General features: G+C 54.9%; 19 protein-coding genes and 3 pseudogenes. 10 read left to right on the top strand and 12 right to left on the bottom strand.

All coding sequences use genetic code 11. The features are described from left to right. Window positions 1-52 precede the first annotated feature (52 nt). Window positions 53-1282 (bottom strand): hypothetical protein, encoded by a 1230-nt coding sequence (locus tag HDF16_RS24540; protein WP_184222602.1) that lies wholly within the window; start codon window positions 1280-1282, stop codon window positions 53-55. Between the two features lie 2 nt (window positions 1283-1284). Next, window positions 1285-3720, bottom strand: a complete 2436-nt coding sequence (locus tag HDF16_RS24535; RefSeq protein WP_184222600.1) for a serine/threonine-protein kinase — start codon at window positions 3718-3720, stop codon at window positions 1285-1287. Between the two features lie 226 nt (window positions 3721-3946). Here HDF16_RS24535 and HDF16_RS24530 point away from each other — a divergent pair, with 226 nt between their 5' ends. Further along, the gene (locus tag HDF16_RS24530; protein WP_184222598.1) at window positions 3947-5467 is read left to right on the top strand and encodes a hypothetical protein; all 1521 of its coding nucleotides are present in this window, start codon (window positions 3947-3949) and stop codon (window positions 5465-5467) included. 76 nt (window positions 5468-5543) lie between these two features. Then, window positions 5544-6419 (top strand): methyltransferase, encoded by an 876-nt coding sequence (locus HDF16_RS24525; protein ID WP_184222596.1) that lies wholly within the window; start codon window positions 5544-5546, stop codon window positions 6417-6419. 72 nt (window positions 6420-6491) lie between these two features. Here the strand turns inward: HDF16_RS24525 and HDF16_RS24520 are convergent, their stop codons facing one another. The 5 genes from HDF16_RS24520 to HDF16_RS32105 all read right to left on the bottom strand — a co-directional run bounded on the left by HDF16_RS24520 (window position 6492) and on the right by HDF16_RS32105 (window position 10753). After that, window positions 6492-7019, bottom strand: coding sequence for a hypothetical protein (locus tag HDF16_RS24520; protein ID WP_221313106.1), 528 nt, complete (start codon window positions 7017-7019; stop codon window positions 6492-6494). Between the two features lie 152 nt (window positions 7020-7171). Next, a complete protein-coding gene (locus HDF16_RS24515; protein ID WP_184222592.1) occupies window positions 7172-8539 on the bottom strand; it encodes a hypothetical protein in 1368 nt (455 codons plus the stop codon). Window positions 8540-8551: 12 nt separating this feature from the next. Beyond that, window positions 8552-9622, bottom strand: coding sequence for a methyltransferase (locus tag HDF16_RS24510; protein ID WP_184222590.1), 1071 nt, complete (start codon window positions 9620-9622; stop codon window positions 8552-8554). A gap of 25 nt (window positions 9623-9647) precedes the next feature. Continuing rightward, the gene (locus HDF16_RS24505) at window positions 9648-10280 is read right to left on the bottom strand and encodes an NAD(P)-dependent oxidoreductase (protein WP_184222588.1); all 633 of its coding nucleotides are present in this window, start codon (window positions 10278-10280) and stop codon (window positions 9648-9650) included. Next, the gene (locus HDF16_RS32105; protein ID WP_221313104.1) at window positions 10277-10753 is read right to left on the bottom strand and encodes a DUF1772 domain-containing protein; all 477 of its coding nucleotides are present in this window, start codon (window positions 10751-10753) and stop codon (window positions 10277-10279) included. The genes HDF16_RS24505 and HDF16_RS32105 overlap by 4 nt, the downstream gene beginning before the upstream one ends. A 137-nt stretch (window positions 10754-10890) precedes the next feature. Between HDF16_RS32105 and HDF16_RS24495 the strand changes: the two genes are divergently transcribed. Next, on the top strand, window positions 10891-11487 hold the full coding sequence (locus tag HDF16_RS24495) for a TetR/AcrR family transcriptional regulator (protein WP_221313103.1): 597 nt from the start codon (window positions 10891-10893) through the stop codon (window positions 11485-11487). A 1301-nt stretch (window positions 11488-12788) separates the two neighbouring features. Here the strand turns inward: HDF16_RS24495 and HDF16_RS32100 are convergent. Continuing rightward, window positions 12789-13598 (bottom strand): annotated as a pseudogene (locus HDF16_RS32100) (IS5 family transposase). Here HDF16_RS32100 and HDF16_RS32095 point away from each other — a divergent pair. The 4 genes from HDF16_RS32095 to HDF16_RS24470 all read left to right on the top strand — a co-directional run bounded on the left by HDF16_RS32095 (window position 13583) and on the right by HDF16_RS24470 (window position 15742). After that, window positions 13583-13846, top strand: coding sequence for a winged helix-turn-helix transcriptional regulator (locus HDF16_RS32095; RefSeq protein ID WP_184222660.1), 264 nt, complete (start codon window positions 13583-13585; stop codon window positions 13844-13846). The pseudogene HDF16_RS32100 and the gene HDF16_RS32095 sit on opposite strands and share 16 nt — an antisense overlap. A gap of 392 nt (window positions 13847-14238) precedes the next feature. After that, window positions 14239-14667 carry a metalloregulator ArsR/SmtB family transcription factor gene (locus HDF16_RS32090; RefSeq protein ID WP_221313097.1) on the top strand — a complete coding sequence of 143 codons (429 nt, stop codon included), beginning with the start codon at window positions 14239-14241 and terminating at the stop codon, window positions 14665-14667. Further along, on the top strand, window positions 14664-15122 hold the full coding sequence (locus HDF16_RS24475) for an SRPBCC family protein (RefSeq protein ID WP_184222582.1): 459 nt from the start codon (window positions 14664-14666) through the stop codon (window positions 15120-15122). Before HDF16_RS32090 ends, HDF16_RS24475 begins: the two co-directional genes overlap by 4 nt. A 158-nt stretch (window positions 15123-15280) precedes the next feature. Next, window positions 15281-15742, top strand: a complete 462-nt coding sequence (locus HDF16_RS24470) for an SRPBCC family protein (protein ID WP_184222580.1) — start codon at window positions 15281-15283, stop codon at window positions 15740-15742. Here HDF16_RS24470 and HDF16_RS32085 read toward each other — a convergent pair. Further along, a pseudogene (locus HDF16_RS32085) lies at window positions 15625-15927 on the bottom strand (LytTR family transcriptional regulator DNA-binding domain-containing protein); the annotation flags it as partial. The gene HDF16_RS24470 and the pseudogene HDF16_RS32085 sit on opposite strands and share 118 nt — an antisense overlap. 547 nt (window positions 15928-16474) lie before the next feature. On the opposite strand from HDF16_RS32085, the gene HDF16_RS24460 reads away from it, so the two are divergent. Both HDF16_RS24460 and HDF16_RS24455 read left to right on the top strand, forming a co-directional pair. Beyond that, the gene (locus tag HDF16_RS24460) at window positions 16475-17266 is read left to right on the top strand and encodes a hypothetical protein (protein WP_184222576.1); all 792 of its coding nucleotides are present in this window, start codon (window positions 16475-16477) and stop codon (window positions 17264-17266) included. Between the two features lie 233 nt (window positions 17267-17499). After that, window positions 17500-17760, top strand: a complete 261-nt coding sequence (locus HDF16_RS24455; protein WP_184222574.1) for a hypothetical protein — start codon at window positions 17500-17502, stop codon at window positions 17758-17760. 763 nt (window positions 17761-18523) lie between these two features. Here HDF16_RS24455 and HDF16_RS30325 read toward each other — a convergent pair. From HDF16_RS30325 to HDF16_RS32080, 3 genes and pseudogenes are all read right to left on the bottom strand, one after another. Continuing rightward, on the bottom strand, window positions 18524-19360 hold the full coding sequence (locus tag HDF16_RS30325; protein WP_221313095.1) for a hypothetical protein: 837 nt from the start codon (window positions 19358-19360) through the stop codon (window positions 18524-18526). Window positions 19361-19485: 125 nt separating this feature from the next. Continuing rightward, a complete protein-coding gene (locus tag HDF16_RS24445) occupies window positions 19486-20004 on the bottom strand; it encodes a hypothetical protein (RefSeq protein WP_246409977.1) in 519 nt (172 codons plus the stop codon). Between the two features lie 93 nt (window positions 20005-20097). After that, window positions 20098-20415 (bottom strand): annotated as a pseudogene (locus HDF16_RS32080) (winged helix-turn-helix domain-containing protein); the annotation flags it as partial. Here HDF16_RS32080 and HDF16_RS31660 point away from each other — a divergent pair. Next, window positions 20342-23731 carry a SpoIIE family protein phosphatase gene (locus tag HDF16_RS31660; protein ID WP_184222570.1) on the top strand — a complete coding sequence of 1130 codons (3390 nt, stop codon included), beginning with the start codon at window positions 20342-20344 and terminating at the stop codon, window positions 23729-23731. The pseudogene HDF16_RS32080 and the gene HDF16_RS31660 overlap by 74 nt on opposite strands. The last annotated feature ends 895 nt before the right edge of the window (window positions 23732-24626 follow it).

Raw genomic sequence — 24626 nt, 5'->3', positions numbered from 1 at the left:
CCAACTTCAATGTGCAGAGAGCTTTGGGGTTGTTCTTCATTTTGTGTATAAGTCATTGCGTGTCGCCCGTCTGCTCCCACTGGTCCAGAATCTTTGGCGAGATTGCATTCTTTACTGGCTCGAACTTGAGTTTGCGAGCTGCTTTGAAATGCTCCTGCGCCTGCTGGCGAAGCTCGTCGTTATGCGCTGTGTCTTGAGGATCAGCAACAATCTGCATTCCCGTGAGCGTCGCTCCCATGTAGAACTGTGCTGCGCCCTGGTGCGGCTTGCCACCTTTGGAGAGATAGGATCCGATCATGTCGCTGGCCTGGATATACTGCGCCGCATAAAACTGCGTGACACCTTGCTGGAGCAGGGCCTCCAGCGCCTTGGGGTCGCCCGTTTGCCTGGCCTCTATACGCTTGCGGCCCGCGATCGCATCCTTCTGAGTCGGATCGAGCAATAGGGCCGCCGCGTATGCTTTGGATGCGCCTCGAAAATCGCCGCGCGCCTCGTCCTTGCTCCCGGATTCGAGCAAGCCCTGTAGCTTCGCGGCGTTGGCATTCGCTTGGCTAGCGGCAACTTGTTGTGTGTTGAGCGGTGCTGTCGGATGCTGCATCGCGGACATCTGTGCCTGAATCTGTTGGAGCTGTCCCTTGGGATCTCCCGGGCCGTTGGGAACGATCCCGGCGGCGAACTTAAACTTCTGGGAAGCGCCGTTCAGATCGTGCCGCGTAAGCAGTTGATTCGCAACCTGCATGGTCTCGCGATACACGCGGATATCTGTCTCCATCTGGTGCCGGTCCGTCTGCATCGCAGGCACCGCGACATATTTCAACCAGCTTTCTGCGTCATCGAGTTTGCCCGCGGCATAGAAAGTGTTTGCCAACTGTAGTGCTGAGCGGCTGATCTCTTCGGGAGAACCTATGTGCGCCTCCACCCGCAGCGGGGGCAAGAGAGCTTGCGCGGCATCATGGCGAGGGCCGAATGTGATCTTGCTTAAGTCGCGCACAGCTCCAGCCCAATCCTTGTGCTGAGCTTCAAAGACGGCCTGGCTATAGTCAGCGTCGTATTGGGCCAAAGCCTTTGAGAGTTCTTCCTTGGCCTTCTCGCACCGCTTCTCAAACTTGGAATCCAGCGTGGCCGCGCGGCATAGATCGTCTGCCTGCCTGGGCAGATCTCCGGCGTCGCGTGCATGCTTGGCTGAGTTGGCAAGCTGACTTGCACTCGCGTTGTTTTGCCCTTGCGTCGCCACCGTCATCGATGTCGCGAAGATTGCCGCGCTCCACCATATGGCTTTCATGGCTACTCTCCTTTCAGGAGCTGCTGTATATCGAGCAGTCCCATATCGGTTGTGCAAGGTTGTCGAGCCTCCGAGACGGCGCATTGAATCGTCTTCTGCCGGTTGTCCGCTCCACGCAACTGCACGGTGTAAGTACCCGCTGCAAGAGCTGCCAACCGCAATGGAGTGACATCTTGATCTGAGGGGAGCGAAATGCTTTTGCCTGCCGCGTCACGGACGTCGACGACCGTGGCCCAGGGAGAAGCGTCTAACAGCAGATCGAATCGCGGTGCCACTGCGGCGGCCGGCTCCTTGGCTGGCGTTGGGGCAGAAACGGCTTTCTGTGCGACTGCCTGAGGGGCATCCATCGACGGACGCTTGTGGTGGAACACATGGCCAGCTACCAGAAGGACCGCGGCAATAATCAGCCCTCCTCCAGCATAGAAATAGATGCGGGACGAGCGTTGGAACCACCCATGCTTCGCGCTCGGCTGAGCGGATATAGAAGCCGGAGAAGCAACAACCTTTGCGGCAGAGTAACTGCCTGCATCGTGCGCCTCGTTCGACATCTCTAGCGGCTCTGTGTCAGCCTCATCCGGCTCTCCCTTGAGAGCAGAGCTCCCCGATGAGACAGGGGCGACTGGAGCATCCACCAGATGCTGCTGCAAACGCTCACGCGCCTGGAGGAGCGTGGGGTCTCCATCAGCCTTTGCCAGGCCGGCTTCAATTGCTTCCATCGCTTGGATGGGATCGTCCGCGAATAGATCCTGTGACAACAGCATCGCCGCTCGTACAGTCTCAGTCCGCTCGTGCTCTGCCCTACTATTCAGTAGTTCTTCTTGCAGGCGAAGCAATGCAGCCTCGCCTGGAAGCTTATCCAGGGCTCGAGTAACCCTATCTTCGGCGAGCGAAAAGTCTTCGCTATCCAGGGATTCCTGGATCTCCAGAACGAGCCGATCCAGCAGGTGCTGCCTTCGCTCGTCTCTCTGCTTCGTCGATGCGGTGAACAAGAGCTCCTGCACCTCAGGATTTGAGGGATCGATCTCTGTCGCCGTGCGCAGATTTTCGATGGCCTCGGTATAGCGCCGCATGGTGTAGCTTTCTCTTGCACCCCGCAACAGCTCCTCGACCTTGGTCGCTTCCTGCTTACGGCGTATCTCACGGACGACGACCGAGTAGGCATTCCGCAGATCGGTGCTGCGTGCGTCGATGCGTAACGCTTCGCTAAGGAACCACTGGGCCCCGGGGAGATCGCCGCGCCTGCGAGCCTCGTTTGCCTGCTCCCAAAGACCCACCAAAGCCTGCTGTTGAGCTCTCAGCTCCTCCACATTCTGCAAACGCATGGGGATACTAAAGGCCCCTTCCGTGTCGAGCGTCTGCGCCTGCTGCAGGAAGAGAACTGCATCCTCCCACCGTTTTGCCTCCTGAGCGGTTTGCGCCTGTTCAACAAGTTGCCGTAGCTGTTCGCCGCGCTGCAACTCATTCAGGGAGTTCTGTACCTCCAGGACCAACGCCTTTGCATCTGTATTGCGGGGATCGATGCGCTGCGCCTGTAGCAACACCGCCCGAGCATTTGCATACTCGCGATCCTCCGCAAGCTTTCTTGCCGATTGCAATAGGGCATCAACACGGTCCTGCTTCAGACTTTCCGCAATCATCTGCAGGTCGAACGCCATCTCCTCTGCTGTCGCGTAACGGTGCTGCAGTTCCTTGGCAAGGGCGCGCTCCAGCACCTGCTCTAAGCCATGAGGCAGAGACTGCACATACTCCTGTAACGGCACGAAGCGCTCGTTAATGACACGATAGAGCGAAGAGACATCTTTTCCCTTGAACGGTAACTCGCCCGACAGCATCTCGTACAACATCACCCCAACGGACCATATGTCCGCACGCCCATCGCTGGGCTCACCTTTCAAGCGCTCCGGAGCGATATAGTGAAACGTTCCGAGCAGAGCGTCGGTCTTGGTCAATTGGCGCGTCTGGTCCGCCAGGCGTGCAATTCCGAAATCGACAATCGTTACACGGCCATCGGGACGCACAAGAACATTCGCGGGCTTCACATCGCGGTGTACGACTCCATGATTATGAGCATGTCCAAGGCCGGCACAAAGCTGCTCCACGATCGATAGCCCTTCGAGCAGGGGGATTCGCTTACGGGTACGAAGCATCTTTTCGAGCGAGTCCCCAGCGACAAGTTCCATGGCGATAAAGGGCCTTCCATCCTGCTCTCCAAGCTCATAGACCGTCACGATGTTCGGATGGCTCAAAATGCCGGAACGCGCTTCCAGATAAAAGCGTTCACGCAACTCCGGCGTGACTTCGTTCAGCGTTTTGACCGCGACCTCACGCCCAATCAGCCGGTCTTCTCCGCGATACACGACGCCCATGCCGCCTCGGCCTAGCTCACCAAGAATTAGAAATCTGCCGATTTGCTTTGCTTCGCTGACTGGATCGCCCATCTACCTAACCTCGCAACAGGTCCCCTCAGCTTCGCGCGACTGAGACCTCTCTAGGAAATAACTCCATCCGGGATGGATTTATTCCTCGTCATCCTCGCTTGATTTAAGAGGCTGAATTGCCGTCGGGAATATTCTTCCGCGCACGGGGTTTCTCTCATTGACAGCTCATGCAGCACGGCGCGCTGGATCCAGGCGGCCGATTTAAAGCCCTTGGGGAAGATTCACTATGGCCAAAACATTTCTGCAGATGGACTACATGACAGGCGATACCTTTACGCTGACTGCGGCGTTATTGCTGGATCCAACCGTGACGGTCGTCTATGTGTATGAGGAGGGCACCCAGGAAAGAAGCAGTCTCTATCGCACAACCAGCCAGATCTATCAAGCCGTGGGGCTCTGGGATAATCGCAGGGTCGTCCTGCGGGCCACAAAAAGTGGGCTCAAGACGAAGGCAGTCTATACCGCGTTCAAAGGGATGGGCGGCACAAAGGACTCGACGGACTTTGTCTCGCAACTTCGTCAAGAGTTTTCAGGAATCGAAGGTGTCGACAGCGTCACAGCGTACATGGCCTCTCGCTATACGGAATTTGAGGCCCAGGATGCTCGGAGCAGAACAAGCAACACGAACTACGAAAGCGTCGCCATCGCAAGTCAAAAGCTGTACCGCGCGTGGAAGCTCGACGATGCGCGAGGGAAGCAGCGCGAGAAGCTCCGCGGTTATGTCTCTTCACTTGTTGGGGGAGCGCGAGAGGTGCTCGTCCTTTGGAGCCGTCAAAGCGGAAAGGGGTCAGGGGCACATCCGGAACTTGACTCGGGCTATGAGCAATTGCGTCAGCTTGTCCAGCTATTTGGGAGGGAGCACCAGCGCTCTATTCTTCTTGTTGGCGATGACCGAGTTCTTGGTGGCTTCTCGAAGCTGCAACAGATCGCAAAAGACTTCAGCACGCCAAGTATCAGACAGCCGATGCCTCTAAAGATATGCGCGATGGGGGAGTTCTGGAAGCAGGCTGAGTTCAGAAATATCTGGGAAGACCTCAGGGCTGAAAATGGATCGAGCCACGACGCCATGCTTCGCTTCTATCAGCTTCTTGTTTGGAAGGAACTCAGCGATGGCAGGAGCGTGGTGCATCTCGGCACGCGGAGTGGCGGTCTGGAGGCGATCTCGCTGTTGGGCGAAGACGTTCTTTACATGGAGGTGCAGGGTTCAATAACAGGTGCGCGAATGCTCGAGTTTGCGAAGAACGGCATCTCCTATCAAAGGCACGAGATTGAGTACTCCCCCGGTGTCCGCGGCCGCATCGCGACGGCCATTGGGAGAGATAAAAAAGGTAATCCGGTAAATCATGGAGTTGGCAGAACCAATATCGATGACGCCATGAGAACCCGGCTGGGGGAACTGGCCGAGCAGCATTGGAATGCGAGGAATGAGGGGTATGATGCCCGCCGCAAGGAAGCTCACCTTAGAGGTGAACAAAAGCCAGTACCGGCACTTGCCAGCAATGCGAAGGCCTTCAAAAAACAGATTATGGATCAACAGAACGATGCCGTTAGCGGACATCGGAGACATCTTCAATCGAAGATAAAGCCGCTCTTTTCTTCTGGCACATTCAACAAAAACACCGAAACCGGTGAACTCGACTATCGCCAGTACGACTATGAAACTACCCGCGGCAGGGGCATGAGCTATACGGACCTCTACGCGCTAGATCTCCTTGTCGAACAAAGGTTCTCAGGCCAGAGAGGGTAGAGTATCCACTGAGGGCATAGAGAGGTTTCAGGATAATTTCTCCTCTATCCTCGCCGAGACTAGGGCGGTCGGCCCGGTGCTATCCACCAAGAAGACGTTATTTCCAGTCAGCCGCCTTGAACGCGAGCAAACGATCTATCGCGTTCTTCAAATCTTATTGAAACTACGTCATATAGGAGCATTTGTGCAGAACTTAACATCTTCTCCTCAATCACAAATTATGTCCTTAGAGCTCCGTTTCTGGCAGGCAAGAACCCTTGCACTGGCTACGGAGCTAGGCGTCGCCGATCACCTCGCGGAAGGTCCGCTGGATGTGACCGAATTGGCGAATAGAACCAAAACCAACGCTTCCGCTCTGTTTCGGCTGCTGCGCGCCCTGGAAAGTATCGGGATTTTCCTCCAGGTCTCGCCGCGCGTGTTTGTGAATACAGAGATAAGCGAATACCTTCGGCAGGATGTAAAGCGTTCACAGCGGCCGTGGATCATGCATGCCCTGTCAATGGGGCACGGGCCATGTGAGGCATGGAATTATCTGGACTACTCGGTAAGAACCGCAGAGGCCTCTCTACAAGAAGTCTATGGATTCGATATTTGGGAACTTTTTCGGCGCAAGCCGGAATCGAATATGTATTTCAATGATGCAATGCGTGCCGCAACGCAAGCGATGACGTCGGCAGTTACGGTAGCCTACGATTGGAGCAGGTTTGCAGTGATCGCTGATATCGGTGGCGGCATTGGCACTCAACTAGTCTCGATCCTCGAGGCTTCGCCGTCATCGACAGGGATTCTCTTCGACCAGGCCCATGTTGTATCTATACCGGCCATAGATGCCCGGATCGAGGTCATCAATGGTGACTTCTTTAAGGCTGTGCCGGAGGGTGCGGACGCTTATCTATTACGTTTCGTTCTTCATGACTGGGATGACTCCAAAGCTCTAGCGATTCTAGCGTGACCACCCTAGCCGATGCGTCCGGCGTCATTAATAAAATCGGAAACGTGTAGTGGATCGGAGATGGACGTTGCTTCATGGCGTTGGAGCAACCGACGGTTTAAGCAGAAGACGACCGATCTGTTCTTTCGCACCCGCATACCGAGTGGCCATATCTCCACTGAACAGGCCCTGTATCCCTCCCGCACGATCGAGAATCAAGATGTAGGCGTCATCTGGCGTCGAATAATGGACCAGTTGCTTGAAGATGGCCTCAGACTCGAAGATGGGAATAACCTCGTCTCGATCCTGTCCCGCGGATTTCTCGACGCCCGATTTGGCGAGCCCGCGGAATAGTTTTGGGACGTCCTCCAAGAAGGGTAGCCGCAGCACAACTAGTTCTCCGTTATGGCTGAAGTCTGTTTTGAATCGATTTGCCCATGCCCCGGCCGGTTCTGAAGAACCACGAGTGAAGCCGACGATTAGCACTGCTACCTTTCCTTTCAGCTCGTCCGGCAGAACGTGTGCGTGGCCGCTCACGGCAGTGCCGTGAACTTGAGGCAGTGTTTGCGCTTGCAGCATTATGCAAGAGAGGCAGAGAACCATCACAGCCGCGAATCTCATCAGGGTTCCTTTCGGTACGCACTTTCGTGAAACTAGAAATTGCTACTGTGAGGGCACTTACCAGGCCTCGGTCTCGATCAATGGTTATCGAAATGCTCTAATCGACGCGGCCTCGCCTGCACATTGGCGTCCCGCGACCACGGGATCCGATGTCAGGGAAGTCGATCATGGATCATGGGGCTTGAAAGCCTGACGGTCGTCTGAAATTCTAATCGAGTATTGTGAGGGAACGTGACCTCTTTGCCGCGCCGGATGATGCGTTCATAGATCGATACTGCTGCCGAATAGTAGCCGATCCCGGCGGCGATATTTCTTTGACCGGCTGCGGTGCCGACAATGAATCCGATAAGCCCAAGCCCGCCGGAAGCTGCACCGTTCTTAACAAGCGCGCCTCCATCGCCGTCAAATGGCCGAGAGGCAAGAGCAGCCAAAATGATTGGTATCACCACCTTGTTCTGGGGCTTTGGCTTTACTTCGCCTTCCGAATTCATGATCATTGCCGAGCTTTGGGAAGAATCAATTCCGTTCACGACTGCATCGACGTTCAATGGCGTTTGGCCGTGAATTTCGAGTTGATGAAATCTAAATCGAAGAACTCCGGCCCGGCCCCAGGAGCGCGCCGGCTTTGCTTGTGTGACCGCGCCCAAAATGACTGAGCCTTGAGGAACAACCACGCTACCTTCAGAATCAAGAATCGGCTCTGCCACCCTTGCGCTTATCGCTTGACCACTTTTCGAGGTCAACGATGAAATGTCGTCGCTGAGGTAGGCACGTATAAGCCACGTTGGCTCGTGCTTTCCAGCAGTTATTTCTGTTGGTATGGGTGGACGACCTGTGACGATTCCAGCCTCATCGGAGGATTGCGTCTGAGGTTGAGTTGGAATAATGAGGGGAGCGCTCGTCTCGACGGTCCAGGCCGTCTCGCGCTCGATGCGTTCAGGATGCCATGGGATCTGACTGTATATGAACTGCTTGAAGCGGTCCTCCTTGTCGGGCTCTGTAAATGTTGCAATAAAACTCTTGGATACCTGCTTAGGGTCCGACAATTGTCGAGACAGGAAACTTCCGGTGCGCGGTGGAGTAGGAACGACCCGGTAAATCTTGGCCCCGTTGGTCGCGGCGTAGGTCGTGACGGCAATGATTGACCCGTCAACTGCAACAAGTTGGTCAAACCGAACCACAGGCGTGTGAAACGGGGTAGAGTCGCCGCGTAATCGAGCATGAATGCGTCGGCTGCGGTCTGCATCTAGAGCGGTAATGGTTCCGTTGAGCGGTGTGTTTTCTGGTAGTACCAGTTCGTCGTTCACATATACAGGGTACATAAGCTCGGCTCGCACCTGCTCGCCGATTCTCATCGCGGAAGGGGACACGGCCTTGATGGGTAGAGGTGTCCCGATCGGGATCGTTATCGACAGCGACTGGCAGTGAGCGCATGGCCAAATGAAAATCCCAAGTACCATTCCGAACGACAGGCGGATGCCGACGATGAGGGCAATCGTTTCAACTCTGTTGATCGGCACTATAAATTCCCTTCATTTCCCGGTTGGAGCTGGCTTCCGCGCGATCTGTATTTTGCAGTCAGGCAGAAGACGAAACGACACGGGGCGTTCCGGACAAAGACCTGCCTCTTCTTGCCAGGCTCGAATGTCGCTTAGCTCCCAAAGTTGCGCTCCACTAACCGCGCCGAAATACAGATCCATCAGAGTGGTAATTTGGCCTCCCGATGCACTGGAAGGACGACGAACCAGATCCATTGCAACTAGAATTCCGCCGGGCTTCAGTGCGCCCGCTACTCGCTGAACCAGGCAGCGGTTCGTCTTTTCATCGAAATGGTGCATGAGGTTGGCAATCAGAACCACGTCAGCCGAGCTTGGAGCCAGCACAATCGAGCGGGCGTCAGCCACTACAAAGGTCACTTGATTCCATGCCGGGACCTTAGTGCGCTCCAAGCTACCGCTTAGCGGTATCGCAAGGTCGAGTACCCGCGCATGAAGGTGGGGATAGTGGGTACATAACGCCAGGGAATACAGGCCGTGGCCGCCCCCAATGTCCAACATTTCGGTCGCTCCAGACGGAAGGCGGAGGTTACTAACTAACTCACCCGCAATCAGTCGTGCCTGGTCAGCTTGCCCCTGATGGTATACATACCAGTCTTCCGGCTGCATCTCGCTGTGGAAGTCTTGGCCCCGCCCAGTGCGGACATACTGCCCAAACTCCATGAATCGCATGTCAAGCTCACGGTGCAACATCGCGTAGTGCAACGACTTATCGGCCCCTGCCAGCAGCCACCGTCGAGATGCCCGGGTTAATCGGTAGAGTGACGGTCGTGGAGAAGGAGCGTAGCTTTCGTGCAAGTACTTACTCGCGCTCAAAGCTCGCAGGAGCCGCTCCGTTGCGTCGGGATCGGTCTCACAGCGGGAGGCGACTCCCCCTGCCGCGAGCGGCCCTTGTTCTAGGGCATCGAAAATGCCGAGCGACGAAGCGGCGATAACCGCTTTGGCCAGCATCGGCCCAATAATCACATCGCACAGCGGCGTAGGCACCTGCCCAAACATTAGAGCGACCCACTCGGCGGGATTTTCTGGAACTGTGGAGAGTCTCATCGGTATCCTGCCTGCGTTGAGTTGGTTAGCCAATGAAGACGGCTTTACGGACGTACTCGTTCTTTCGCAACTCCGAGGTGATGAAATGCGCCACCGTCGCGCAAGGCACGGACATCGTTCCGGGGATGATGCCCTCGGTGGAAAGACGGTAATCCACGAATGTCTGGGAATTGGTAAGACGAGAAGGTCGAACGATCGTCCAGTCCAGCTCTGTACCGGTGACGAGCTTCTCTACTGCCCTGTGTTCCTTGCGAATGTTTCGGAAAAGCGTGGCAAGAAGAATGCGGAAGATCGTTGCAGGTATGACCCCCAGTGGCAAAACGCGCGTGTCCACCATCCCCGCTGACATTCCGATATAGCGGCGAATGGAGGTCTTCTGAATCGTGCGTAAAATTACACTAGTCGTCTCGGATTCGATCGAGTTCCTCCGGAGCGTTCCGGCACCGATCGCGTTCACTACCGCATCTTGGCCCTCAAGCGCCGCTGCCACTGCGCCAGTGTTCATCGCATCGCCTACCGCGACCTTAACGCCGACGGGTGCCCGGTATGAAGACAGATTGCGGACAGACGCCGTAACCGAAAAGCCTTCTCGCAACAGGGCCGCCACGATTGCTCTTCCCAGCTTTCCGCCCGCACCAAAGACGAGGACGTTGTTCATCGTGTGTTCCCCCATTGAAAGAACACGTAGCCTGCTACAGCCAATATGCATCGAATCGTATCGGCACGATTCCACCGATCAATGATTTTTGCGGCATCCACTGGCGGATTGTCGGACCACGCCAATATTTGAAGATTGATCGGTCGATGTACAGCCAGAGTCATTATGAACACAGATAAGGAAAGAAGGGATGCGGCCCAGTCGCAAATGCGGTTGGCCGGACCGCCGTAAAATAGCGTGAGCCCGGACAATACTATGGAGAGGATCATCAGCAGAGGCATCGCCTTACTAATACGATGGATAAGGAGAGGGCGTAATCTCAGCTGCAAATCCAATGGGAGTTTACCCACAGCGGGCCGCAACCCTAAGGTCCCAAATACGAAGGACCCAGCAAGCAAACCGTACACCACTGCGGCAGCGCAGGAGAGGAAGGGGTGCGGCGGGATTGGACTAGTTGCACCGTAAATGAGCATTCGCTCAATAATGCCGCAGAGCAGTTGGCTTGTCAAGATGCCAGTAGGGACCGAGTGTTTGCCCCTCAACGTGGAGCGGTATAGTTGTCAGTGTAGAAAATGCTCCAATAGTGCGAGTCCGCTCGCAAGGACACGAATTGAGACCTCAATCGATTACAAAGGAAATGATCGTTGACGCCGCTTTGTCGGTGATCCACGCGAAGGGCGTTGCAGGGGCTACGACCCGTGCGATCGTCAAGGCAGTGCCGTGTTCCGAGGGAAGCCTCTATGTTCACTTCACAGACCGGACCCAGTTGCTCGTCGCCGTCATCCGCAAGGTAGTGGGTGGTTTCTCAAAATCTCTGTCTCTCTTGGACGGTCAAGAGGGGAATGGACATGATCCTTATGAGAGGCTTGTAGCGCTGATGCTCGAAGGACTGCAGTTTTACCGCGCTGCGCTGCCCGTTTTGGCCGGCGTAATTTCTGACCCGCAAGTCCTTCTAGCGCAACAAGAAGCCTTTTCTGCTTTAGATCGTGGGCCGAAGACCTCACGAGGAACGATTGCGGCGTTTATCAGCAAGGAAATCAAGCAACACAGACTCTCTGCGTCAATCAATCCAGATAGCGCAGCAGCGATGATGCTCTATGTTCCGTTGGGAAGAGCATTCGAAGAGCGATTTACCGGGAGACGCGCGGTTGGCAGCGACGTTAGTTTCTGCAAGCAATCTGTCGCTACCATTTTGCAAATCGGCTGAGATGGATCTCCTTGACGCGGGAAAACGCCGTTTGCGCAGGAGAAGCTCGCCGCTTGTCCAAGGTTCGCCTTGGACAGCAAATTGCCACCCCCTCCTTCGACACTGGACGCCATAGGTCGATCAGCGATGCATTGACAAACTAAGCCGATTGAGAGTTAATGAGCGTATGCTCAATTAAGGCTTTGGCTGCCAAATTGCGCCCGCTGTCCGTATGCCCAGTGGAACTTTACTGAGTAGTGCAATCGCCGAAAAGGCATTCCTCTGACGATTGCCATAGGGAGTGCAGAGATTGTTGATGTTTCTCGCCAATTGTCGCTGGACACCTGCAGTGCCCGAACAATCACAGCAAAACATGAGGGAATTATAGAATGCCCAAACTGAATCGGTTCGCGAAGTCATTACTTCTCACGATAACGGCGCTCGGTGCAGTGCCATCCGCGTTTTGCCAACTTATCATTCCGGCCGATCGGAGACTCCCGCCGCCGGTCGGGTTCTCCTTCGACGGCACATGGGCTTGCGGATCGGGAGATTCAGTTGCCAATCTTAGGATTGGAAGTCAAGACCGCAGCCGAAGTGCCCATTTGACTTCACGATACTGGACGGGACTGCAGGAATCGCAGGAGTGGTTTCACGGGAGCTATCTCGTGGGGTACGACCGCGACCGGAGCAGCTTCATTTTGATCGATCTAAGGGACCCCGCCGCAATGGTATACAAAACTGACGGATGGCAAGGCAACCAATTGTTTCGACCCAAGCAAGCGACGGAGGTGACCCTGTTTCCACTTACCGCGTCCTCTTCCAGATCAAAGATCGTTAACATTTCGACGTGACATGGGAGGAATCTGAAGCGGGCGTGTGGCACAAAGATCCACCGACAGGGGCCGGAAATTGGGGCAGAGAATGAGATCGACACACAATCAGGGGCTCGTGCGAGACACGTTTGAAGTCACAACCACGAGCCCAATTGAAGCGAGGAGTTTCCGCGCGGGCGGTTTCCTATCAGCAAAAGCAACGTTGCCAAATCAAGCAGCCGGACATTGAAAAGCATGGATGATGTGAAGGACAAAGCGGCTCGGAAGCCAAACAGGATGCAGAGAGATCCCAATCAAAGGATTGGTGCGCAGAACCTCGACTCGGGATACAACCGGCGCGCAAGCCTTTCGATCGATGTGCTGTTCCAAAGCAAGTGGAGAGTGCAAATCCTCTGTGCTATGCGCCCCGGACCCGTCCGGTTCGGCCAGCTCGCACGACTTATTCCGGGGCCTCAAAGAAGATGCTCACTCAAAATCTTAGAGCGCGTTTCATAAACACCGTCTGAGTGTGATCCAGAGGCAAGCGAGATAGAAGAAGGCTCTGTAGGTGGAGAGGAGGACTCGTGGCGAACAAGCAGCCTGCGGAACTGCCCGAGCCAGGCGTTAGTTCGTTCGATGATCCAGCGTCGTTTGTAGCGCCGGAGTTTCCTGCCGTCTTGGTGCTTTCTCTTCTTGTTGTTCTCCCGGTACGGGACGATGAGGTCGATGCCCCGCTTCTTCAGTCGTTCTCGCAGCGGATCGGAGTCGTAGGCGCGGTCGGCGATCACGCGCTTGGGCTTCTGTCGCGGCCTACCTTTTGGACGAGGGACTTTGACTTCGGCGAGCGTGGCTTCCGCAAGCGTAACTTCTCCTGGAGAGGCACTTTCAAGCCAAACTCCCAGCGGAAGACCGCCACCGTCGACCAGTACCATCCACTTTGTGCCCTTGCCACGCTTGGTTCTGCCGACTGCGGAGCCCCTTTTTTGGCCGGAGCGAAGCTACCGTCCAGGAACGTCTCCTCCCATTTCAACAGGCCTTCACCGTCCAACGTACCCAGCAGCGCCCGCCATGCATCGAGCCACACGCCTTGCTCTTCCCAACGCTTCAGACGTCGCCAGCAAGTTGCGGGCGAAGGGTATTTGTCGGGCAAAAACCTCCAGGCAGCACCGGTCTGCAGCGCCCACAGGATGCCCTCCAAACATGCCCGGTTAGAAGCCCAGGGACGACCACGCTTGTCCTTGCGGGTCTTCGGCTGAGGCAGCAGCGGAGCGATCAACTCCACTGGGCATCGGTTAGCAACTCAAATCGCTTCTTGCTCATGCAAGAAGAGAATCAACCAACCCTCCTCTCCCGAAAGTCTCCAGCTTGAGGCCGGACCTATTTATGAAACACGCTCTAGGAAACTGGAGGTTGACGGGATCATCCTCCGCGAGGACTTGAGTGAAATTGTGCTTCATATCGAATACGGTTTGAAGGACAGAGTAAGAGATTCCGTCTGCGCACTGCTGGATCACCTTGCAGAGTGGGGCGGAAGTTATCTTAGCCAGTCGAGAACCGACAAGGAATAGGGAAAGCGTCACAATGCCTTCAATATATCCGCAGCCGCCGAATTGGGCTTGCAGCGGCTTCACCTGACATTGGTTGCTCTAGCCCGTGCGGCATCCAGTGCGACTGGCAGCACTTTTTCACAACATAGCGACGACCGTTGAACGCACTCGCGAAGTTCATGCTCATCATCCGCTGAATCGCACGGATAACCGGATACCTGTATAACCCGGTGTCGTTCTAGATAGGGTTACAACACCGCATATCAAAAACCGTATGTTTGGGATTTTGACCACTTGATTGAAGCTGCGAAGGCTTGCAGGAGCCCCATAGAGCCTTCGTGGAGGCGTCCTGCAGCTTGCCAGGCGTAGTCCGCTGCTCAGGTGAGGAATAGGCGGGAGCTTGGAGGTCGGTTATGATGCTGTCCTCGCGCAAATCGGCGATGACGGTTCTAGGTAGCTGCGCTAGTCCTGTTGACATATGGAAACCATTTGGTTACATTAAGCGTAACCAAATGGTTCCCAAACGATACAAGCAACGTGACGCTGTTTTTAGGGCAATATCGGATCCGACTCGCAGGGAAATACTGAGCATTCTTCGTAACGGCCAACAAACGGTGGGCCAAATCGCGGAGAATTTTCGGATGAGCCGTCCTGCAATCTCAAAGCACCTGCGTTTACTGCATTCGGCAGGCCTAGTCTCGACTCGCAAACGCGGCACCGCGAACCTGTGCAGTTTAGACGCGGAACCGTTGCGCGTCGTGGATGAATGGGTTCAGGACTATGAGACGTTCTGGAGCGATTCTTTACAAGCTCTCAAGAGACATATGGAGGAGAAGCAATGAATTCGATAAACGTGATCGGCGATGCTATTGTTCAGGAGGTTCAGATCAAGGCTTCGCCGGGGCGAATTTTTGATGCTCTGACGAATCCCTCCGAACTCTTAAAATGGTGGGTAGTCAAGGAGCGATTCAAGACTACAGATGTAGAGGTGGACTTGCGGCCCGGTGGCAAATGGATGATGCGCGTAGAGGGCGGCTGCGGACCCGGGACAACCTCAAGCATTGTCCATGGTGAGTATCGGAAGATCGAACCGCCGCACTTATTGGCCTTCACGTGGATGCGCGATGGTGAAAATGCTCCGGAAACACTCGTGTGCTGGGAGCTTCATGAGGGTGACACCGCCACGACGGTTAGGGTGACACACTCAGGTCTAACGAGCGAAAGTTTACGGCTCCGCAACAGCGGCTGGCCACTCATCCAGAGCCTGCTGCAAACCTACCTTGAGCAAAACCTTTAAGAACTCCGACCATCCTGCTGTGAAATGGCGATTTCAACGTCCCACTAACACTCCAGTGCGCGGGGTGGGGCTGTGATGCTCTTATCGATTGCTCGACTCAGCAACTACAACAATGCTCGTCAGAGCCTAACCTTCAGGAGTAATGGGAGTGATTCACAATGGCAAAACGCGAAATCTGGCATGAGATTCTCATCAACGCTTCTTCCTGTGAACTGTACGAAGCTGTGACCGACGTGAACAAGCTTGCGCATTGGTGGACCACCGATGTTCGCGGAGAGTCCGCTATCGGCGAGAAACTGGAGTTCTGGTTTAGCGGCTTTCGCGCAGCGGTGATGGAGGTAACCACGCTCAAGCCCGGTGAGCTTGTGCAATGGCATGTGATTGACGGAGGTGCGGAGGACTGGATTGACACTAATGTTGAATTCAGGATCTTTTGCGATCAGGGCAAAACTCTCCTCCATTTCCAGCACTCTCTATGGCAAGAAGATGCAAAAGCGTTTCCTCACTGTTCAATGGGATGGGCAATTTTTCTGTTAAGCCTCAAGGAATTTGTAGAGACCGGGAAAGGCCGCCCCCATCCGTATGACATGCCGATCAACATGTGGAGTCCACCCCAGTAAGAGGATGAGAAACCAGGGATTAGCGGGGCAACCGTTCGCATCGTTTTGAAGCCACACCTCCGGCGGTAAATCTCCCGGATATGACCAAGGTTGACGATAGACGACCGATGTATGCGGACGAACTCACGCGGGTCTAGCTTGTCACTGAAATCTGTAATCGTCTCCCGCAGCATATACCTGCGTCCACTTGAATCAAGGCAGCAGTAGTACGAGCTGCTTCAATCCAGCTAATCTTATCCGCTGGCAGGAGGATCTCTCTTTCGCCATCCTTCACCAGAAAGCGAGCTGAATACGGCTTCGATTCTCCCGAAGAATTACGAATCCCCTTGAGCACCGACGCCAGTTGTTCCTGGGGCAGTAGTGCGCCTTAGAGGCAATCTTCTCGTGGACGCGCTCTACGCCGTACCGACGCGCTCTCCGTCTAAAGGCTTCGTCAGGTAGTCCACGGCATTCACATCGAAGGCTTGACTGGATCGATCAAAACGCTAAGACTGCGATGAGCAGGTAAGGATGCCTACTCCCTGTGGCTTTGCCAAGTCCGTTCGTCACTGAATTGCGTCAGAAACCACTCTGTCCAAAAGCAATGTTCCGCTCAACTGCCGTGAAGGATGGCGGCTTGTTGCCGTCGGTTGACAGCAGAAGACAAATGCGACGCCGGAAGTCCGTCAACATTTGTGCCTCGCTGTTGGTTGCTTCCCAGTACGCTGTACTAAGAAAAGGCGAACTCTCATTATGAAATCGTTGTTTGTTGCCTTCGCCGCCTTATCGCTCACATCCGGAGCCAATTGCGGACAGCACGCCACGACACAGGTAGGTCAGTCAAAAAGCTTGATACGGAGGTGTTATCAAAATAGCTCCCGTCCAGTCGAGCGAGTTGTCTATTTCAATGACTTCAACACGACGCCAGGTTCTAACTTTCCGGAATGGTCGTCGCCAGGGTATTCCTACGTCGGCGCAGGGATTTCGGGTTCAGGTCCCCAGAGAGTCACCAACGTGCGCTCGCCAAATCGGTCGCAAACATTTCTCGGTGAGTTTGGAGGCCCCTACGTGCTCCCGCAGGGATCCAAGCCGGTGATGAAAGTGTCCGAGATCATCAAACTTTCGTTGGATCATCTTCCTCGGCACAAGATCATGACTATCCAATTCGATCTATATGTCCTGAAATCATGGGACGGCGATAGCACGCAATACGGGCCGGACCGGTTCGGACTCAGTGTCGATTCGGGGCCGTTCCTGATCAATACGACCTTCTCCAACAACCCCAAGATAATTACCGACGGGAGCACGCAAAATTACCCAACTCCCGTCAGCGCACCGCAAGCTGGAGCGCTTTCGATAGGCACATTAGGTTACAGTGATTTTTTCAAAGACAGCGTTTATCGTTTTGCGTTTAGCTTCGCGCACTCGTCTGAGTCTGTCCGGCTCGCGTTTTCAAGCGATTTATTCGAGGGGAAGGGCACCGACGACGAGAGTTGGGGACTGGACAACGTCTGCGTTAGGATCAGTGATGCGGCTGACCGTTAACAGGCTGTGCTGCAATGCGGATCAGGATTCACGCCCCTCCACCCACCCGCGGTCAGAAATCGCAAGACTGGTGAGTCTTCTCTTCGGCACCATGAGGTTTATGTGATGAAGTTTCGCAATGAATTGTGCAATTTGATCTTGGCATCGCTGGCCTCGTTTGCGTGTTTACCTTTCCTGGGTCTCGGCCGATCGCAGAGTTCGATTCGTCCCAAGCCAGCCTGACGAGAAACAGCTTGTTCGAGGAACAAATCGCAAGCATCAAACAACAAATATCGCACCTGCCGGATCGCGGTGTCGCCCTCTATCTTCTTTCAGCTTTGAATCAGCAACTTGGAGACTCGGGGGAGGCACTCAAGTTGCTGAAGGAGTGTGTTTCGCTTCGCGAGGGTTTCGATCCGGTCGGAAGCCGGAACCTGGGAGTTAAGGGGTTGCGAGACCCTGTGGAGAGCCAATGCTTTGCCGATTATCCTTATCAATACGCCCGCACTGCTTAGAGATCGCTAGCGTACGATCGTTGACGTTTGGTGTAGTGATCCCTACTACAACATAAAGGACGTTCTGAACCTGTCTCCGGAGTGATTCATTGCTTCGGTGTGTTGACTGAAGCGGTTGGGGCCGTCCTGCTGCTGGGGCTTGAATAAACTATCGAGCTGAGCGACATAAACTGTTTCGTCGCCACACTAACCCCAGCACAGTAGAGTGGTGAGACGGTTTAAAGCGCTCGAGCACATATCGTTATGCGACGTGCTCGGCTTTCCGCAGTGTCACCTTGAGGTTGACCCGCAAGTTGGCGGGTCGATTCTCTAAAACGCATTTCTCGTCAGCCAACAACGGCACCCCCCGACTTATGGGTATACCCCAAATCTCCATCATTACAGGACATGAGTGCATATGCGTTTCAATGCCCACGTTTCATATAACGGCGAGTGCCAAGCTGCGTTCGAGCTGTACAAAGAATGCCTCCTAAAGAGCGGTTTGCCGCGCTCCGGAAACTTCGCTACCTGGTTGGAGTCGGGCTGTTGCAAGCCGCGAATGCTTTGAATATCAAGCTCCAGCCAAAGTCCTGGTTGCATCCGCGGCGGATCGTCGCTTACCGCCCTACCAATACGCCGGTCCGATCCTATACTCCGATAGCGACACTGGCGGTCCCAGAAAGATTCTGAGTGACGTAGGCCCCTTTCGTTGGAATTCTGCAGCCGAGCCGGTTGCGAATAATTCGTTGTGAGACTTCCAAGTCAGTGGAGCATTCTTTCCAGCCTAGCTCCTGAGCGCGATAAATAGCACCTCAGAATCCTCAACAGTCATCTCGACGCGGTCCTTCTCTGATCGGAAGCGGACGCGAACGGCATGCGCTCCGGCTGGATAGAATACCTTGTCGCCAAGGTGGTAAAGGGGCCGGCCTGTCGTGCCCCGACGCGTCCAGGTTAACTCCTTTGTGTTGAGGAAGCGATTGTCTTCGAGGCTTACGTCGACAAACTCGCTAGCGCCCACACCAATTGGGTAGGAACCGATGATGCTAGCGATCTCTTCCGGAGAAATCGGGACTAGCGCGTCTATCTTCGCCGTTCCCAGTGAAGATAGAAACTCCAAGACTGCCTTAGCCTGCGGGCCTCCCGATTTTGCGTGGGCGAGCAGGGTTATGCTGTGCGGTCCCGGGATGTTAACCGCTTCGGGATAGGCTGCGATGTGTGCCCTCACTACTTCCAATTCCCCGAGCATCGCTGCCGAGAACAACGTCGGTCGAGCGCCGTTGGCGATGAGGTACTCAGCGATGGCCCTGTTCCCGGTGTGGGAGGCAGCCCCTAAAGCGTCCTCCCAGTCGCCAAAGCCCCAATCCCAGGCGGCTCTCGCCAAGGATGGCTGGGCTCCGACCAGTTCTTGGACTCGCTGTAGACTGAAGTGCGATACCGTTACCATCTCCCTTGCGAGCTCTGGCGATTGAGTCGGGAAGTGGTCGGTGACGGAAATGTGCTTTTGTATGTTGCTCCCAGCACCGATGAGCCCAAGGTGCATCGCTAACGCCTTTAGGGGCGCAAGACCAATACTGAGTGACGCGAGCGTCACAACCTGTCGTCTTGTAAGGGGGTAAACCATCTGGATCTCCTAATTTCGTTATGACAGCCGATGTCACGGATGTTCGCAACCTATATGAGCGCGGACCGATATTAGAAGAAGGTGAGATGATATGTGAAACAGAGAGAGTGACTTAGCCACTCTTGTTAGGAGCCCGAAGGCTGGGTCGGGACGATTCTTAGCGAAAATTCCTCTGCGATGGCGGCGGCAGCGGCGGATTCTGCGTCACGTACGTCGCTACGAGCGCTCTCACGTCTCACCACCCAGACGTGGGTCTGATCTGGCATACGGATGAGATGTGCGAGAACGCGGGTGCCGGACCCGACTGTTTGAACCTGACCGAGAATGACATAGTTTGCGTGAAGTGCGGTGGCAATATCTGTAAGGTTGCGCTGTTCTCTGGGCACGCGCAGAACTTCGCTGTTCCCAATAATCTTGTACTTCTCAGCCCCACTCGCCGCCAACCGCGTTATGACGTCATCCGTGAGCGTGTCGCTGAATCGATCCAGGCTCGGATCTCCGGTTTCGTTGTCGAAACGCAAAATGGCGACGATCGGCGAATGAAGAACCGCCCGTGTCCTTCGAAGGTGTCGCAGCAGCCCTAAACCCGCCATGCTCACAAGAAGGAACAATGCAGCCGCAACAGGGAGGGTGCTGGAACGCACAGGGCGTTCCAGCGGCGACGCCGATTGCGGGAATTTATTTTCGGGCTCGGGTATTATTGCGGTTCTAGTAAATGGCGCTATAAACTGGTACCCCTGCTTGGGTATAGTCCTAATGTACAGGGGTTGAGCGGCATCATCCTGCAAGGCGCTTCGCAGTTGTGAGATGCAAAAGTTTAGGCCACGCTCGAAATCAACATGGGTGCCCTCCTCCCAAATTGCCGAGGATAGCTCTTGACGAGAAACAACTTCGCCCGCCTTCTCAAGGAGAGCGGCAAGCACTCGTGCCGGCTGACGTTGCAGAGGCACTTCTACTCCGGCTCGCTGCAGAATTCCAGTTGTGGGGTCGAAGGAGAAGAGACCAAAACGCAATTTAGAAACTCCTTCGGAAACACTTGAAGCGCTATCAACCATGCACTCTCCATCCGATATGGAAGCCCGAATTCGGGAAATCTTCACAGGCCTTCCACAAACATATCAGTGCTTCGCGGCATTAGAGAGTCCTTACACTATGGGTTTAGAACTTCCGAGATCTCCGATAGGATCAACGACCGCTCCTTCTTATATGCCGCATCAGTACTCGATACGCCACACCAGTCAAAATACGGTCTTTAAAACGAGTCGAGCAACCTTATTGCGGAGAATGCCCGGGATCTGGACCGGGGCGTATGGGGTCGAGCGAGGGGCGGTGAAGCGTGGATTGACAGGGACGTTGAATCAGGACCCTTTGCTATCAGGGGAAAACACTCATGCATTTCCTGCACTCTCAATGACAAGAAGATGCAGAGGCGTTTCCCACCGCTCCATTAGGATGGGCAAGTCTTCTGTTGAACCTCAAGGATGCCGTGGCTCTCAGGATAATCAGAGCCCGGTCCCTAACGAAGTACGATCTTCGAGGCCGCGGCATGATCGAAGCGGTGCAATGGCGAGCTGTAACCAACACTATCGATGCAAACAGCGCTCTTTAAGGCTCAATGGGAAGAGTCTCAATACGAAGCAGAGGCCGAGTGCTACTATTCAGCCACTTATGTTGACCAAGCGTGCAGGCCTCCAACAGGCTCTTCTTGCCCTTACAGCGCTCTTTGCGCTCACACATTTTTATCTTGGTGCAGGGAACAGCTTTGAGAACCTCAACCAAGGTCAGTCACGCGCCCGTCCGCCATTCTACGTCGGAGTTTCTGGTCACGCTATCTACCTCTCGGGGCCACAAGCCAATGAAGCTGGCCTGCGGGCGGGCGATGCGATTCCTGCCATTACGCTCGTGCAACCAGAAGCTGCGCAGGCTGGGCTCCATGTCGGCGACGTCGTTCTTTCCATCAATCGGCGGCCTTTTACAGGTACAGCAGGTCTGTTGAGAGAACTTCGTAACAGCCGAGCTGGCCAAGTGATGGTATTGTCCCTGCTCCACTCCACGAACCTGCAAACCCTACCGTCGACAGTTGCAATCATACTTGCTCCCGAGCGTATCTTGAAGCCTCCACTGTGGGCGAAGATACTGCAAATTACGTTTCTGTTCCTTCCATGTTTCTGCCTATTGACAGGTCTCTATGTGGTCTTCATGCAGCCTCGCAACGCGCACGCATGGCTCATCCTGGGAATACTTTCCAGTTTTGATTCGTTCTTTATACCGAGCGACCAGCTCTACGGGAGGATGACCCTCGTCGCGCTTATCTGGTCGACAATAGCTCTTACCGCTATGCCGGTTTGCCTGATGCTCTTAGGGATCTACTTCCCAGAACGCTCCCGTCTCGATACCCGCTTTCCGTGGATCAAGTGGCTTCTTATTATTCCCAATCTCCTGCTCCTCCCGATTGATCTTCTCTATGACTTTGGGCACACCTACGATTTCAACGCCTATTCCTTCCTGTTCCCATGGCTCGCGTGGATCAGCTCGTTCGAGACTGTCGTGAGGGCACTTGCTATCAGCTATTTCTTTCCTAACTTATTTTCCAACCTAGCTATCAGTGGTCCGGACGCCCGGCGCCGTTTGCGCGTTCTCTATGTCGGCGCTTTAACAGGCCTCACGCCCTTCTTCATCCTGCTTGTCGTCTCCCTGATCCGTGGCCTTGACATTGGCCAGGATGTCTCTCAGTGGATCACGATCCCTGCTTTCCTGATCCTTCTTCTCTTTCCGCTTTCTCTCGCCTACGTGGTGGTGGTGCAGCGCGCGATGGACGTTCGCCTCCTCATTCGGCAAGGCACCAAATACCTTTTCGCACGTGGCACCCTCCGCATCCTTACTCTTATTCTTCTCGTTGTGATGTTATATTTCATCAGCGCATTTGTCTCGACTCCAAGCCATCGCCGGCCCGTCGACGCGATTCGGATCTTCGCTCTCGCTGGTTTTTTCGTCGCTTTCAACATGTTGGCGGTCAAGCGCCTCCAAGCTGCCATCGACCGTCGCTTTTTCCGCGATGCATATTCCGCCGAGCAGGTACTCTCCGACCTATCGGGGGAGGCTCGCAACTTCATCGAGACGCGGCCGCTGCTGGAGACCATCAGCCAACGTATTAGAGTCACGCTTCACGTCCAAAGCATTGCGTTTTTCCTTCAAGTCGGAGACACCTTCCGCCTCGAGATGGCAGGTTATCGAGCGGCCAACGCTGGAATTTCGAAGGATCTTGCCCTCTCTGCCGACTCCCGATCCATAACGACACTCACCGGCACTGGACTGCCGGCCTTCGTGTATCGGGACGACCCCTCTTCCTGGTTCGTCGACGCTACAGATGCTGAGCGCGCAGTTCTTACGGAGCTTTCGACCGAGCTTCTAGTTCCACTTCCTGGACGCAACCGCCTGATCGGCATTATGGCCTTGGGTCCGAAGCAATCCCAAGAACCATACTCTCGCTCAGACCAACAATTGCTTCGGAGCGTCGCTTCGCAGACCGGACTTGCGCTCGAGAACGCCGAACTCCTTGAGAGTCTTACCACAGAGGTCGCCCAGCGCGAGCGAGCTGCGAACGATCTTGAAATCGCCCGCGAGGTCCAGGAGCGTCTTTTCCCCCAGGGGCACCCTAGCCTGCCGGGCGTAGACCTCGCCGGCTTCTGCCGCCCGGCTCAGGCAGTAGGAGGCGATTATTACGATTTCTTTGAGCTTCCCATGTCGAGTCATGGCCAGTCCTCTCTCGGAATCGCTATCGGAGACATCTCTGGCAAGGGCATACCCGCCGCACTGCTGATGGCATCTCTTCGCGCTAGCCTCCGCAGCGCCGCCTCCCTTGAGCCCAATGCCTACCATCACGATCTTGCTCGCCTCGTAGGCCACGTGAATCGTATGGTCTTTGAGTCCTCAAGTTCAAATCGCTATGCTACCTTCTTCTACGCCCAGTACGATCCGTCCATCCGCACCCTGACATATGTCAACGCGGGGCATAACTCGCCTTGTATTCTTCGCGCTATGAATGGGAGCAGCGAGGTCATTCGGCTCGAACCTACAGGAACCGTCATCGGACTTATGCACGATGCCACATACGCGCAATCGTCCTTGAACTTACAATCTGGCGACATATTCCTGGCTTTTACAGACGGCATTTCTGAGGCGATGACAAGGGATGAAGAGGAATGGGGCGAAGAACGCATGCTAGCTTGTGTGCAAAGGATAATCAGCGATAGGGATTTCACTACAACCGCGCACCAACTCGTTAGTTCTATTCTCGGCGCAACGGACACCTTCACTGCGGGTGCAGCCCAGCACGATGATATGACTCTTCTCGTGGGACGATTCGGCTGACACAACTCCCACTACTGCTGCCTCGGCGACGCTCCCCGCGCTTAGCATGGAGTGCTCGGCGAGGGATCGCGGCTTCCTGGAGAAGTACTCAGCCCCGGGCGGCCTCACCCGCGCCATTGATCGGCCTCGGTATTTTGCACCAATTGAAATGTTCGCTTCGACCAAACCTGACCTGAACTGAAAGGATGGACGCTTTGGGATGAAGAAGCGTTTTTCTGGGGAGCAGATGGTTGGAAATTTGAAGCAAGCTGAAGTGGGTGTTCCTGGCCGAGGTGATCCGTAAGGAGGGGTCGGCGAGCGAGCCATTTACCGTTGGAAGGCAAAGTACGCGGGTTGGAAGTCGACCAAGTATGCCATATGGCTCAGTTGCAGGAAGAGAACATGAGGCTGAAGCGGTTGGTGGCGGATCTAACGATGCCGGCAGCAGCTTCTTCATACCGGGCGGTAAGGAATTCCAGCCTACTTTCCAAGAAATCAATTTCCTGGACTGGTAAAACTCAAGGGCGATGTAGAAGCCCGCGAACTCCTGCGTTTCGCTTACGGGGTGGAGCTTCCAGCGGAGAGTTAGACATCGACCATCTGACGATTTGGCGAAGGTCAGAAGCATCTTTGTTAGACACGGATAGTTGGAAGAGCCGCCCTGCGCTCTCTATCTATTTGATCACGCTCAACCACCGGCGATCGCTCCGATGATCAGAAACGGTTCCTTTCCCTCGCTCACCTTTACTGGTAATGGCTCATCGGGCGACAGATGGGAAACATCTTTTTCACACGCGAAGAAGCGAAGGAACGGTCGACGAAGCTTACTGGTGTGATCACGAATCGTTCCCTCAAGCATCGGGTAGGCTAGTTCAAGCGCATCAAGAACTGCCCGCTGAGTTACAGTCCCATCTAG

It is taken from the genome of Granulicella aggregans, assembly GCF_014203275.1.
In the GTDB taxonomy this organism is placed as follows: domain Bacteria; phylum Acidobacteriota; class Terriglobia; order Terriglobales; family Acidobacteriaceae; genus Edaphobacter.
This window is presented reverse-complemented; position numbering and strand designations above follow the sequence as displayed.

What these genes read in the sequence shown, in the direction of transcription:
- HDF16_RS24530 (WP_184222598.1), top strand. Translation starts at nt 3,947, where the DNA reads ATGGCCAAAACATTTCTGCAGATGGACTACATGACAGGCGATACCTTT.
- HDF16_RS24520 (WP_221313106.1), bottom strand. Translation starts at nt 7,019, where the DNA reads ATGAGATTCGCGGCTGTGATGGTTCTCTGCCTCTCTTGCATAATGCTG.
- HDF16_RS24540 (WP_184222602.1), bottom strand. Translation starts at nt 1,282, where the DNA reads ATGAAAGCCATATGGTGGAGCGCGGCAATCTTCGCGACATCGATGACG.
- HDF16_RS24535 (WP_184222600.1), bottom strand. Translation starts at nt 3,720, where the DNA reads ATGGGCGATCCAGTCAGCGAAGCAAAGCAAATCGGCAGATTTCTAATT.
- HDF16_RS24475 (WP_184222582.1), top strand. Translation starts at nt 14,664, where the DNA reads ATGAATTCGATAAACGTGATCGGCGATGCTATTGTTCAGGAGGTTCAG.
- HDF16_RS24510 (WP_184222590.1), bottom strand. Translation starts at nt 9,622, where the DNA reads ATGAGACTCTCCACAGTTCCAGAAAATCCCGCCGAGTGGGTCGCTCTA.
- HDF16_RS24460 (WP_184222576.1), top strand. Translation starts at nt 16,475, where the DNA reads ATGAAATCGTTGTTTGTTGCCTTCGCCGCCTTATCGCTCACATCCGGA.
- HDF16_RS32090 (WP_221313097.1), top strand. Translation starts at nt 14,239, where the DNA reads ATGATGCTGTCCTCGCGCAAATCGGCGATGACGGTTCTAGGTAGCTGC.
- HDF16_RS32105 (WP_221313104.1), bottom strand. Translation starts at nt 10,753, where the DNA reads ATGCTCATTTACGGTGCAACTAGTCCAATCCCGCCGCACCCCTTCCTC.
- HDF16_RS24505 (WP_184222588.1), bottom strand. Translation starts at nt 10,280, where the DNA reads ATGAACAACGTCCTCGTCTTTGGTGCGGGCGGAAAGCTGGGAAGAGCA.
- HDF16_RS30325 (WP_221313095.1), bottom strand. Translation starts at nt 19,360, where the DNA reads ATGGTTTACCCCCTTACAAGACGACAGGTTGTGACGCTCGCGTCACTC.
- HDF16_RS24470 (WP_184222580.1), top strand. Translation starts at nt 15,281, where the DNA reads ATGGCAAAACGCGAAATCTGGCATGAGATTCTCATCAACGCTTCTTCC.